This window comes from Streptomyces sp. NPDC048258 (assembly GCF_043201995.1).
Classification (GTDB): Bacteria; Actinomycetota; Actinomycetes; order Streptomycetales; family Streptomycetaceae; genus Streptomyces.
The window spans coordinates 19,428-32,651 of record NZ_JBICZH010000003.1; the positions used below are offsets into that span (position 1 = coordinate 19,428).

The 13,224-nt window shown below is 70.6% G+C and carries 9 protein-coding genes; 1 reads left to right on the plus strand and 8 read right to left on the minus strand.

Annotated elements, in window-relative coordinates; translation table 11 throughout:
• Positions 1-78: 78 nt before the first annotated feature.
• Entirely contained in the window at positions 79-1,398 is a 1,320-nt protein-coding gene (locus ACGFYQ_RS07530) for a DUF2254 domain-containing protein (protein WP_393740992.1), read from the minus strand.
• Between the two features lie 209 nt (positions 1,399-1,607).
• On the opposite strand from ACGFYQ_RS07530, the gene ACGFYQ_RS07535 reads away from it, so the two are divergent.
• Positions 1,608-3,455: a glycoside hydrolase family 15 protein gene (locus ACGFYQ_RS07535; RefSeq protein WP_393740994.1), complete on the plus strand. Its 1,848-nt coding sequence runs from the start codon at positions 1,608-1,610 to the stop codon at positions 3,453-3,455.
• Between the two features lie 38 nt (positions 3,456-3,493).
• On the opposite strand, the gene ACGFYQ_RS07540 is transcribed toward ACGFYQ_RS07535, so the two are convergent.
• The 7 genes from ACGFYQ_RS07540 to ACGFYQ_RS07570 all read right to left on the minus strand — a co-directional run bounded on the left by ACGFYQ_RS07540 (position 3,494) and on the right by ACGFYQ_RS07570 (position 13,028).
• Positions 3,494-5,299, minus strand: coding sequence for a cation:proton antiporter (locus tag ACGFYQ_RS07540; protein WP_393740996.1), 1,806 nt, complete (start codon positions 5,297-5,299; stop codon positions 3,494-3,496).
• Positions 5,300-5,356: 57 nt separating this feature from the next.
• Entirely contained in the window at positions 5,357-6,412 is a 1,056-nt protein-coding gene (locus ACGFYQ_RS07545; RefSeq protein ID WP_393740998.1) for a cytochrome d ubiquinol oxidase subunit II, read from the minus strand.
• A complete protein-coding gene (locus ACGFYQ_RS07550) occupies positions 6,409-7,893 on the minus strand; it encodes a cytochrome ubiquinol oxidase subunit I (RefSeq protein WP_393741000.1) in 1,485 nt (494 codons plus the stop codon). Before ACGFYQ_RS07550 ends, ACGFYQ_RS07545 begins: the two co-directional genes overlap by 4 nt.
• Before the next feature lie 32 nt (positions 7,894-7,925).
• Positions 7,926-8,720, minus strand: a complete 795-nt coding sequence (locus ACGFYQ_RS07555) for an SDR family oxidoreductase (RefSeq protein WP_393742101.1) — start codon at positions 8,718-8,720, stop codon at positions 7,926-7,928.
• 205 nt (positions 8,721-8,925) lie between these two features.
• Positions 8,926-10,506: a GMC oxidoreductase gene (locus ACGFYQ_RS07560; RefSeq protein WP_393741002.1), complete on the minus strand. Its 1,581-nt coding sequence runs from the start codon at positions 10,504-10,506 to the stop codon at positions 8,926-8,928.
• A gap of 147 nt (positions 10,507-10,653) precedes the next feature.
• Entirely contained in the window at positions 10,654-11,568 is a 915-nt protein-coding gene (locus tag ACGFYQ_RS07565; RefSeq protein ID WP_393742103.1) for a cyclase family protein, read from the minus strand.
• Between the two features lie 35 nt (positions 11,569-11,603).
• Positions 11,604-13,028 (minus strand): gluconokinase, GntK/IdnK-type, encoded by a 1,425-nt coding sequence (locus tag ACGFYQ_RS07570; protein WP_393741004.1) that lies wholly within the window; start codon positions 13,026-13,028, stop codon positions 11,604-11,606.
• Between the last annotated feature and the right edge of the window lie 196 nt (positions 13,029-13,224).

Genomic DNA, 13,224 nt, shown 5'->3' on the forward strand with positions numbered 1-13,224 from the left:
GCCGTACCGGGTACCCGGATCAACACCTGACACCCCGCCACCGGGAATCACCGGCTCGGGGACCTCGGAGTGAACGGCTCACCGGGAGGGATCGCTCCGGGGACGCCGCCCACCGCCGATGCCCTGCCGGTCGGCCGTCTGCGCGGTGGCGCGGCGGGCGGGGTCGGTGAACGCCCGCTGGACGGATTCCTCGAGGAGGGCGAGCTCGGCGCGTACCGCCGGAAGACGCTCGGCCGACTGGGTTTCGAGCAGGTCCTCCAGCAGCGCGCGGAGCCGCCTGCACACCTGGAGGGACGTGGCCCCGTACTCACGGATTTCGGTGACGCCGAGCTGCAGGTAGTCCTCCCAGCCGCGGCCCGGCACCACCAGCCGGGGCCGGCCCCCGCCGTCGGCGAGGACGTACCGGCCGCGGAGTCGGGCCCGGCCGACCACGTGCAGGAACGTGTCGACGTGGTTGAGCACCTGGACGGCGGTCGTGGGGTCGTTCACGGCGGGAGAGAGGGCACGGATGGCGATGTCGACGAGGATGCGCAGGGCGAAGGCCGGGTCCTGCTCGATGGTGCGCTCGGTTCCGAGGGCGACGAGTCCGGTCACCCGCCGTGGGTCGGGTTCCGGCGCGGAGCCGTGGGCCTCTACGAGGGTGGTGCCGGGCGGTACGAAGTCGCCGACCTGGTGGGCCAGGACGAGGACGCAGTCGTGGCGGACGGCGGTGGCGATCAGCCCCGCCGCGTCGAACGCCTGGATGACTCCGCCCCGTTCGGACCGGATGCGGGTCACCGGACCGGCAGACGGCACGGAAGCCTCGTCGCTCGCCGAGGAGCGGTGGATGTGTTGCGTCGCCCGGATGAGCACCTTCTCGCCCAAGCGCCCCACCAGGTCGGCGATGGCCACGGGACGGAGGTTGTGGGTGAACCGGTTGAGGTAGATGAGCAGGAGCATGAGGCTGACGGAGACGGCCACGCCGGACAGGGTCACCCCCAGGTCGGGGACGGCGTCCGACTCGATTTTGCGCAACAGGGAAAAGGCGTACGCGAATGTTCCGGCGAACGTGGCCAGCACGGCCTTCTGCAGCCGGTCGCGGTACCACAGGCGCATGTAGCGCGGGGACAGGGTTCCCGTGGCCTGCTGGACGACGAGTACGCCGATGGTCACGACGAACCCCAGCAGCGCGACCATGGCCCCGACGACAGAACTGAGCACACTGCTCGCCGTCGTCGCGGAGTACTGCCAGCTGTCCGGCAGCCAGCCCGCTCCCTCCACGCCGGCGGCCCATTCGGCCAACACCGCCCCCAGCAGGAGTCCGATCAGGGGGATGATCCACAGGCTTGCTTTGGCGTACTGCCGCAACCGGAAGCGCGCCGCCCAGGACATCATCGTCGGCTCGCGCGCAGTCCACACCGGAGGCCTGTGCAGGATCGGGGAGCCTGCGCAAGGTTCGACACCACGGGCAGCCTCCGGATTTCGGCGGTGCATTGCGGCCTGAACGTCCAGTTCGTGCGTTCCCATGTTAAAGGCGGTTCCCGGCAGTCGCAGAGGCAGCCCGCTCGGCGGGCTCGCCGGAAATTCCGCGCTTAAGCTGACTGGGTGGCGTCGGAAGGGGTCCTCCCATGGCTGACTACCCGCTGATCGAAAATCATGGCCTGATCGGAGATCTGCAGACCGCGGCGTTGGTGACCACGGATGGAACGATCGACTGGTTCTGCTGCCCGCGATTCGATTCGTCCAGCGTGTTCGGGGCTCTTCTCGACTGGGAGAAGGGCGGGCATTTCTCGGTCAGACCGGCGGACGAGACGTACACCACGAAGCAGTTGTACCTGCCGGACACCGCGATTCTCGTGACGCGATTCATGACCGAGTCCGGTGCCGGCGAGGTGGTCGACTTCATGCCGGTGACCGGGGGGACGGCCACGGACCGCCATCGCCTGGTCCGCATGCTCCGGTGCGTACGCGGCAGCATGACCTTCCAGATCGAGATCGCCCCACGGTTCGACTACGGCCGCAAGCCCCACACACTGCACATCACCGCGAACGGAGCGGTGTTCGCCTCGGACGGCCTGGAACTCACCCTCAGCGTGGTGCGGGAGCCGGAGGACGAGCGGGTGGTGCACACCCAAACCGGCGATCACGACCTGCGCGTCTCGCTCGCGCTGGAGGCCGGACAACAGCGGGGTCTGGTCATGGAGTCGGCCGCGGAGGGGCCGCCGCGCGAGATCCGTGTCGGCGAGTTCCAGCAGCTCTTCGACGACACCAGGCAGTACTGGCGGTCGTGGCTCCGCCAGTCCCGGTACACGGGCCGATGGCGCGAGACGGTGGAGCGCTCCGCCGTGACCCTGAAGTTGATGACGTACGCACCCAGCGGCGCCCTGGTGGCGGCCCCCACGGCGGGGCTGCCGGAGCAGCTGGGCGGCGAGCGCAACTGGGACTACCGGTTCACCTGGATCCGTGACGCGTCCTTCTCCGTGTACGCCCTGCTGGGGCTGGGGTTCACGGAGGAGGCGAGGGCATTCATCGGCTGGCTGGGCGACCGGGTGAAGGAGAAGGCCGGATCCGCCACCGACACGGGACCGCTGAACATCATGTACCGGGTGGACGGTTCCTCCGACCTCTACGAAGAGACCCTGGAGCACTGGGAGGGGTACCAGGGGTCCGCCCCGGTGCGCATAGGCAACGGCGCCGCGACCCAGTTGCAGCTGGACATCTACGGCGAGGCACTCGACAGCATCTCCTTCGCCCACCAGCACGGCATCCACCTGGACATCCAGGGCTGGACATCGCTGCGCACCCTGCTCGACTGGCTCGTGGACCACTGGGACCAGGCCGGTGAGGGGCTGTGGGAGACCCGCGGCGGGCGCCAGCACTTCACCTACGGCCGGGTCATGTCCTGGGTCGCGTTCGACCGCGCGCTGCGGCTGGCGGTCGCCCACGGCCGGCCGGCCGAGAGCTCCCGCTGGGCCGCCGAGCGCGACAACATCTACGAGCAGGTGCTGGCCAAGGGCTGGGACCCGGCGCGCAAGGCGTTCGTCCAGCACTACGGCAGCGATGTGCTCGACTCGTCGCTGCTGCGGATGCCGACGGTGGGTTTCATCACGCCGGACGACCCGATGTGGACGTCCACCTTGGACGCGATGGACCGGGAGCTGGTCACCGACAGCCTGGTGTACCGATACAACCCCGAGGCCTCGCCCGACGGTCTGCGCGGCTCCGAAGGAACCTTCTCCCTGTGCACCTTCATGTACGTCGACGCCCTGGCACGGGCCGGGCGGACCGATCAGGCCAGACTCGTGCTCGAGAAGATGATGACGTACGCCAACCACCTGGGCCTGTACTCCGAGGAGATCGCCCTGACGGGCCGGCAGCTCGGCAACTTCCCACAGGCGTTCACCCACCTGGCGCTCATCGATGCGGCCATCACGCTGGACGAGACCTTGAACCGCATGCGGGAGGGCGGCAGCTAGGCGGAGGGGCCGGGCGACCGGCGCCGGGCGCGGACCGCTCAGTCGGCGGGCGGGGCGGAGTCCTCGGGCGGGTGCTGCCGCTCCGACGGTACGGGGCCGAGCAGAACGACGAGGTCGCTCGCTTCCGGGATGACGGCCTGCGTCTCCTCGGCCGGCTCCAGCCGGCCGTCGTCACGGACCACGAACAGCGTTTCGTGTCCCGGCGGGAGCGGATCGGACGCGGGCCGCACCAGGAACCGGGCGCCCTGCTCGTACCGTCCCGCCAGGACGTGCCGGACGAGCGAGCCGCCGAACAGGACGGCGCCGCCCGTGTAGGGCGCGACGACACCATGGCTCTCGTGGGGCGGCCCCACCCGGTAGACGGGGCCCTCGACGTTGCCCTCGACCACCACCGAGGCGAGCGCGTTGAAGTCGTCGTCATCGGTGAGCAGGAAGACGGCGTTGACTCCCTCCAGTCGCGCCCTGGGATTGGTGGCCGTCGCCAGCAGGTCCCCTCTGGCCAGTTTGATTCCGGCGTCCTTGATCCGTTCGCGCTCCTCCTCCAGTCCCGCCCACATCTGCACGTCGAGCCCCGCCGACCGCAGGGTTGTTCCCAGCGCGATCACCCACGGAGCGCCGCCCACCAGGAGGGGCCGTGTGCGGTTCGGCGTGGCGACGCCGAGCCGCCGGGCCACGGGGCCGGCGGTCAGGGCGTACAGCACGACCGTCGAGACGATCACCAGGAAGGTGATGGGAAGGATTTTGGAAGCGCCGCGCAGCCCCAGTTCGACGAGGCTCGCCGCGAAGGCCGCCGCGGTGGAGGCCGCGACGATGCCGCGCGGGGCCATCCATCCCGCGAACGCCCGTTCCCCCATGGTCATGTCCTTGCCCATCGTGGCGGTGAAGGCCACGAGCGGCCGCACCACGAGGACGAGGAACGCCACGAGGACCAGCGTGGGGAGGAGCACGGGCGTGAGCGAGGCCGGGGTGACGCTGGCCGAGATGGAGATGAACAGCAGCCCGATGATCAGCTGGACCAGTGTCTCGAAGAACGGCCGACGAGCGGGCATGTCGAAGCCCCGGATGTTGGCCGCGGCCATCCCGGTGACGATCGCGGCGATGAGCCCGGTGTCGTCGCGGACGATGTCGCATCCTGCCGACACGGCGATCACCGTGGCCAGTTGCGCCAGCGTCCCGAGCGCCTCGCCGAGCCGGAGCACGCGCAGGGTCAGCCACAGCAGCGCGATCCCCACGGCTCCGCCGAGGAGGCCGACGGCCAGGCTGATGACGAACTGGCCCAGCTGGTACCCACGGCCGATGTCGATCTGGTGCGTCGTGGCGATGGCGTGGAAGACGAGCGCTCCGAGGATGGCGCCGATCGGGTCGGTCAGCGTTCCTTCCCAGATCAGCAGGCGCCGTACCTTGTCCGTCGGCCGCACGTACTGGAGCAGGGGCCCCACGACCGTGGGCCCCGACACGACGAGGATCATGCCCACCATCGCGGACACCCTGAGCGACATGCCGAACAGGGCCGGGGCGACGGCACAGACGCCGAAGAAGGTGAGGGCGACTCCGAAAAGCAGCAGCCTGCCCACGATCGCGCGGGTGTGGCCCGTGAGGTTGCGCAGGTCGAGGCCCAGCCCGGCGTCGTAGAGGATCACCGCCACGGACAAGGACACCAGGGCGGAGAACTCCTCCCCGATCAGCTGGTCCGGATGGACGATGTCGGTCAGGGCGCCCGCGGCGAAGCCGGCCGGCAGCAGCAGGATCAGCGCGGGGACGCGCAGTTTGCTCGCGAGGATCTGGCAGATGGTGGCCAGGGCCACGATCAGCGCGATGCCGAGGAGGATGTCGTCCTCGCTCACAGCGGTTTCCTTCCTCGCCTCACGGGCGCGATGGGGGACTCGACGACCTTCCGGAGGTCAGTCGCCGTCGGCCGCGTCACCCCGCGTGGGGCGGGTCCGCCGCAGGTCGGATTCGGTGAGGGGCTCCAGCTCGCCGTGGGTGTCCAGCCAGTAGAGGAGGAAGACGGCCGGGACGATGAGCAGCAGGGCGACGAGGCTGACCACCGACAGCCAGGTCAGCGTCTGGGAATCGCCTGCGGCGTCCGCCACGGTCAGGGACGTGGGGATGAGGTAGGGGCGCTGGGCGAGGCCCCAGGCGAACACGGCCGCGGCGACGACGCCGACGGTGCTGAAGCGGGCCCAGCGAGCCTCTCCCCGCAGCACGAGCAGCGCCGTGGCGGCGAAGAACACCGCGGACACGACCGCGAGGGCGAGCCCCGCGCCGTGGGTGAGTCCGTGCCAGACGTGGGGGGCGTCGCCGCGGGTGACGAGGAGCACGCCCACCGCCGTCAGGGCGACCGCGACGAGACTGAGGAGGGCGCGGAGCCGGAAGTAGCCGACGAGGTCGGGTGCGTCAAAGCGCGCGGCGTCGGCGGTCAGGAACACGGCGCCGAGGAGTGCGGTCGCGGCGACGGTGAGGAGCCCGAACAGGAGGGACGCGGCGCCGGCCCACGCGTCCGCCGAGGCTTCGGTGCCCGGCGCGATCCGGCCGGAAGCGATGGCGCCGACGACCACCCCGAGGAAGAACGGGGTGAGCACGGAGGCGATGGCGAACGCGGCGCCGTAGAGGCGCCGCCGGGCCAGTCGGCGGCTGGGTTTGCGCAGGGCGAATCCGGCGCCGCGCAGGACCATCCCGAGGGCGGCCAGCGCCAGCGGGAGCCACATCGCGGTGAACACGGTCTGGAACAGCACCGGGAACCCGGTCCACATGATGATGAGGGCGAAGATCAGCCAGACGTTGTTGACCTCCCACACGGGGGCCATGGCGTGATCGATCAGCCATCTGGGGCGTTTGCCGCGCTCGGCCCCGCCGGCCGTCAGGTCCCAGAAGCCGGCCCCGTAGTCGGTTCCGCCGGCGCAGGCGTAGGCGGTCACGGCGAGCAGCATCACGACAGCGACGAGGTCGGCGATCACGGCCCGTCACCCCCCGGCGGAGTGGTGCCGCCGTCTCCCGAGGAGTGGGGGTCGCCGGCCGGGACAGGAGGGCGTGGGCCGTACGGGGTGACTGCCTCCGGTGCCTCGACCGGCTCCCCGCCTGTCTGCTCGTCGGCCAGGCGCCAGCGGTCGCGCATCTTCAGCAGGACGGTGAGGAACGCCCCGAAGATGAACAGGTACACCACGATCACCAGGCCGAACATGATCCAGAGGGTGGTGGAGCGGGTCGATGTCACGGCCTCGGCGACGCGCATGTTCTGGTAGACGATCCAGGGCTGGCGCCCCACCTCGGTCGTGATCCAGCCGCATTCGACGGCGACGACGGAGGCGGCACCGGCGCACGCGGCGCTGCGGTAGAACCACTTCGAGCGGGGAATGCGGCGATGGCGCAGCCAGACCAGGCCGTACCAGAGGGCGAGGAGTACGAGCAGGGATCCGATCACGACCATGATGTCGAAGGCCCAGTGGGCGATCGTGGCCTGCGTGGCGTTCGGGCGGTCGCTCGCCGGCACGGAGGTCAGCCCGGTCACCTTGGTGTCCGGGCTGAACCCGGCCAGGATGGAGTCGAGCTGGGGGATCTTGATGCCGCCGGAGACGGTGCCGTCCGGATGGAGCCGGCCGAACATGTACTCCGGAACGTGGGTGTCGGTCTCCCAGACGATCTCCATCGCCGCGAACTTCACGGGCTGCTTGTGGAACACCTGCCGGGCGATCGAGTCGCCCAGCATGAACTGCACCGGAGTGGCCACCGCGGCGATGGTGAAGGGGACCGTGAAGCCGAGCCGGTGGTAGCGGTCCCGGCGGCCGCGCAGCCAGCCGACGGCGTAGACGCCTGCCACGACGTAGCCCGCCGTCACCAGCATCGCCACCACGAAGTGCCAGTACTGGGGCCCGAACATCGGGGTGAAGATGGCCTTCCAGACGTTCACGTCGACCGGGTTGCCCTGGGAGTCGAGCGAGAACCCCTGGGGGGTGTTCATCCACGAGTTGGCGGCCAGGATGCCGAAGGCCCCCAGCAGCGCGGCGGCCGGCAGCGGCAGCCCGAGCAGGAAGTGGGTGCGTGGCTTCAGCCTGCGCCAGCCGTACAGGTAGATGGCGATGAGCACCGCTTCGAGGAAGAACGCCCAGGCCTCGACGCCGAACCCGATGCCGAAGACGTCGCCCCACTTGCCCATCAGCCCCGGCCAGAGCAGGCCGAACTCGAACGACAGTACGGTGCCGGTGACGACGCCGATCGCGAACTGCACGGCCATCACGGCCGACCAGCGGCGGGCCAGCAGCAGGGCTGTCGCGTCGCCGCGGCGCAGCCCGCGGTAGTGCATGACGAGGGTGATGAGCGGCAGCGCCACTCCCATCGGCACCAGGATGATGTGGGAGGCGAGGGTGAACGCCATGAGCTCCCTGGCGGGGAGCAGTTGCGCGGGGGCGTCTGCCGCCAGCAGGTGGACCGTGGTGTGCATACGTTCCTTCGGCGCTCGGGATGGCAGTCGGGTCAGCCGCCGGTGGCGAAGCCGGGGTAGAGGGTCATCCCGCCGTCCACGAAGAGCGTGGTGCCCACGACGTAGTCCATGAGGTCGGAGGCGAGAGCCACGGCCGCCTGGGCGATGTCCTCGGGGTCGCCGATGCGCACGTACGGGATCAGCCGGAGCAGATCCTCCTGAGCCTGTGGCGTCTCCCACGCACTCCGGTTGATCGGTGTCTTGATGGCTCCGGGAGCGATCGCGTTCACGCGGATCTTCTTGGGCGCGAGTTCCTGGGCCAGGGTCGCCATCAGCATCTGCACGCCCCCCTTGGAGGAGGCGTAGTTCGCGTGCCCCGCCCAGGGAATGACCTGGTGGACCGAGCTCATGCAGATGATCTTTCCGGCCGCACGGGACACCTCCGGGACGACGCCGCGCCGCAGGAACTCCTTCGTCGCTTCCCGCGCGCAGAGGAACTGGCCCGTGAGGTTGACGTCCAGCACCTTCTGCCACTGGGCGAGCGTCATCTCCTCGAACGGGGCGTCGCGCTGCAGTCCGGCGTTGGCGACCAGGATGTCGATCGTGCCGAACTCCTGGACCATCCGGTCCATCATGGCCACGACCTGGTCCTCCTGGGACACGTCCGCCTCGTACGCGGCGGCGCGTACGCCGAAGGAGGCGATCTCCGCGACCACTTTCTCGGCCTCTTCCGCGCCGGCCACGTAGTTCACGACCACGTCGGCGCCGGCCCGGCCCAGGCCGATGGCCGTTGCCTTGCCGATTCCGCTGTTGGCGCCGGTGACCAGCGCTTTCTGGCCCTTGAGCAGGTGAGCGGGGATCACTCCCTGCGGTACGCCCTCGGTGGAACTCACGATCGACTGCCTCCTCGACTGCCCGATCCGGTCCGCCGGACCGCGGCCCGACAGGGTCCGAACGCCACCGAACCACCCTCTTCGGAGATCGGCGGCCCGGGCGAGGTGCTCTTGAGCCACGCGGCCCAGCATCAACGCCCGGTCGGAGGAAGCCGCGGGGTCAGCTCAGCCGTTCCACCAGGTGGTCGCCCACGCGGAGGGCGTTCGCGATCGCCGTGAGGGACGGATTGACCGCGCCGATGCTCGGGAAGAAGCTCGTGTCGACCACGTACAGGTTGTCGAGATCGTGGGCCTTGCAGTTCACGTCCAGGGCGGAGGTGGCCGGGTCGTCGCCGAACCGGACGGTGCCGGCCTGGTGCGCCGTGGCGCCGATCGGCATGCCCTTGTGGAGGTAGATGCTGCGCGACAGGAGCTGGTGCTCGTGCATCCCCAGATGGCTGAGCATGCCCTGGAGCTTGTGGCGCAGGCGTTTCAGACCCTCGATGTTGTTCGTCTCGTCGAGCACGAGACGGATGGTGCCGTCGCCGTCGACGGTGACCCGGTTGTCGGGGAGGGGAAGGTCCTCGCCGCACAGCCAGAAGTCGACCGCGTGGTGGGCCATGACTTCGAAGGGCATGTCGGGGGTCACGGCACCCGCCCAGCGGGGCGCCTCACCGTGGATCTGGTCTGCGTCCGACTTGCCGAGCATCTGGATGCCGCCCAGCGGGTACTCCCAGTCGTCGGCGCCGAGGTACCAGTCGTGCAGGGCCAGGGTCTTCTGGAACTTGGTGGCGTTGGGCTCCTTCGAAATGGCCATCAGCGCAAGGTTGTTGTGGCGCATGTAGTGCCGGCCGACCACGTCGGAGCTGTTGGCCAGCCCGCGGGGGTGGCGGTCGTTGGCCGAGGCCAGAAGGAGTACCGCCGAGTTGACCGCCCCGCAGGCGACGACCACGATGTCCGCGGTGTAGGAGGCCTCGAGCCCGTCCTCGCTCCGGGTGACGACGCTGTTGACACTGCGTCCGGTCGGGTCGGTTTCCAGCCGGACCACCCGGGCGTTGGTGATCATTTCGACGTTCGGGTGCCGCAGGGCGGGCTCAACGCAGATCACCTGGGCGTCCGACTTGCCGCGCACCAGGCAGGGGAAGCCGTCCACGCGGTCGCAGCGGATGCAGACGCTGGAGCTGGTGGCCCGCCCGTTCTCGTCCTGGCTCAGGTCGACGCCGATGGGCAGGTGGAACGGGTGCAGGCCCCGCTTCTCCAGATCGTCGCTCAGCTGCTGGATCCGTGGCTCGTGTTCGACCGGCGGGTAGGCGTACTGGGCACTGTACGGCCCTTCCCACGGGTCCTCTCCGTGGCGGCCGTGAACCAGGTAGAGGTGCTCGGCCTCGGTGTAGTACGGCTCCAGGTCCTCGTACCGAATCGGCCAGGCCGGCGACAGCCCGTCGTGGTGGCGGAGCTCCCCGAAGTCCTCGGGCCGCAGCCGGAAGAGGGCGGCGCCGTAGAACTTGGTGTTTCCCCCGACGTAGTAATTGACCTCGGGCGGGAACTCGTTGCCGTGCTTGTCCAGCCAGAACTCCGGGGCCCGGTACTTGCCCTTCACGAACACGGCGGTGGAGTCCCAGTTGTCCCGCTCGCGCGGGAGGTAGTCACCGCGTTCGAGGATGAGCACGCGTTTACCGGTCGGGGCGAGCCGGTGGGCGAGCGTACCGCCGCCGGCGCCGGAACCGATGATGACGACGTCGTAGTGCGGGGAGTCGCCCACGGCGACCACCGTCCTTGCGCTCGTGGGCCCCGCCCTGTCGGCGGGCCCTCTCTCTGCGCGCTGCCGGGACACGGCAGCCACCCCACCTCTTCGAACGTATCCCCCCTTTCCGCGAGCGGCGACCCGACGGGGCTCCGCGCGCGGCCGTCACAGAACGGCGATCGGGTTCACGGGCGAGCCGGTGGCCGACGGAAGCCGCAACGGCGCGACCACGCACAGGAAGGACCAGCGGCCCGCGCGGGCGCACGCCCGGGTCAGCTCCTCGAACTGCAGGTAGTCCATCAGGTGCAGGCCCATGGCGTGCATCGCCAGTACGTGCACCGGAAAGCCGATCCCGGCCACCGCGCTGGGGGCGGTGTCGTTGTTGCCGTCCCCGCCCAGTACGGACACCTGTCGGTCGGCCAGGAACCGCACGGCCGTGGGATGAAGGCCTGCCCGGGCCCGTGCCGCGTCCCACGCGCCGCGCTCCTGGCGCCGTGGGCGATGCCCGACCCGTACGAACAGCATGTCCCCCGGCAGGACCCGGACGCCCTGGGCCTCCTCCGCCGCGGTCAGGTCGTCGGTGGTCACGTGGTCCCCGGGCTCCAGCCAGGGCACGCCACGCAGCCGCGGGACGTCCAGGAGCACGCCACGGCCGACGATGCCGTCCCGGACGGCCTCGACGGAAAGCTCACGGGCGCCCTCGGGCGTCACGCTGCTCGCCGGCACGCCGTTGTAGAGCTCCCCGTCGAACAGCACGTGGCACAGCGCGTCGAGGTGGCTGTCCGCGTCCCCGTGCACGTTCATCGCGAACCGGTCGCGTGCGAAGTGCAGCCCGGCGCGGCCGCTCTCACCGGCGGCGGGGGCGATCATCCGGTGGTGCGCGGGGTCGGGATTGTCCGGGCCGGCCAGGGTCTCGATGGGCGCGGCCAGGGACACCGTGAGTCCGGAGCGGACCTCGGCGGCGGCGGCCACCACGCGCTCGGGCGTCAGATGGCCGAGCGCACCGCGCCGGTCGTCCGGGGCACGCGGGCTCCTGTCGCACAGCTCCTCGTACAACGCGCGAAAGGCGTCACCGGTCATGGGGCTCGGCGTCGACGGCCCGGTGTCCGGGGTCATCAGGATCCCCACGGGGCCAGGCCCCACCGGAAGACGTGGCTGCCGCCCGGTTCCAGGACGGTGAGCGCCGTGCCGCTGCGGAAGGCGTCGGCCGGGCAGGACATGGGCTCGATGGCGACGCCGCGCCGACGGCGCCCGGGCTCCGACAGCGTGTCCCCCGTGTAGACCTGCACGTACCGGATGCCCTCGATGAGCCGTACGTCGATGCCGTGTCGCCCCGAAGGGTGCGCCAGCCGAACCACGCAGTGGCCGGCGGGGTCCCGGTCGAGCCCCGTGTACGCGGTGTCCAGTCGTTCCTCGCCGATGGGCCGGGCGGCGCGGAAGTCGTACGCCGTGCCCTCGACCGGCTCCTCAGCGGTCGGCAGGCCGTGTTCGTCGGTGGCGAGCCGGTGGCGGGCCGGCACGGTCAGCAGCGCGGTGTCCACCAGGTCGGTGCCCACGGTCAGATAGGGGTGCTGGCCGACGCCGTAGGGCGCGTCCGTGTCCCCCACGTTGGTGGTGGTGACGGTGGTCTCCAGCCCCTCCCGGCCGAGCCGGTACTCGGCGGCGACCTCCAGCTGGTACGGGTATCCCGGCTGCGGGAAGAGGACGGTGCCCACCGTGAGCGCGTCCTCGCTGCGGGCGAGCAGCTTCCACGGCACCCACCTCAGGAGCCCGTGGATCGCGTTGTCGTTCTCCGGTTCGGTCAGCGGGAGTTGCAGGTCCTCGCCACCGAAGCGATAGCGCCCGCCGTCCACCCGGTTCGGCCAGGGCACGAGAAGCTGCCCCCGTCCGCCGGTGATCCGCTCGTCGGCGGCGAATCCGTCGAGGAGCGGCCGCCCGCCCACCTCGTAGTGGCGCAGGGCGGCGCCCAGCTCGACGACCACTGCCGCCTGCGCGCCGTGGCGGAGCAGCCACTGTTCTCCTGATGCTGTGGGGGGCACGTGCGGCTCCTCGGTCGGTACGGCGGAGAGCTGGGCGACGACCGCTGCGGTCACGGCTTCCGGGGGCTGGTCGACGTCCACCACGCAGGCGTGCTCGTCGGGCTCCGGCTCCTGGAGGTCGGCGAACTGGCTGTCCAGCAGCCGCGCGGGGAAGAAGTGGCCCTGCCTGGACAGCAGCCGGGACCGGATGAGTTGCCGTGTCCCGTGCAGATGGACGAGACGTACCTCAGGCCGTCCCCCGGCCAGTTGGTCCCGGTAGGCGCGCTTGAGCGCGGAGCAGGCGACGACAGCGGGCTCCCGCGCCGCGATCCGCCGGTCGATCCATGCCGCGACAGCAGCCAGCCACGGGCGTCTGTCCTCGTCGGTCAGGGCCTCGCCGGCCGCCATCCTGGCCCGGTTCGCCGGAGTGTGGAGGTCGTCGGCATCCTGGTACGCCCAGCCGAGCCGGTCGGCCAGCAGACGGGCCACGGTGGACTTCCCCGACCCCGCCACGCCTGTCACGAGCACCACGGTTGCGGGCACGTGCGCGCCGAGGGCTTCCGGCTCGCCCTGACCGGACGGGGCCGGACCCGCCCCATCGCGCCGGACTCCGTGCGGCGGTCCCCGCATGGTTTCCCTCACGTGGTGACGCGCCATACGGCCTCCCTCGTGCGGTACCGCCGGCCGGTGCCGTCTCCGGCCGGGTACTTCCACTCTC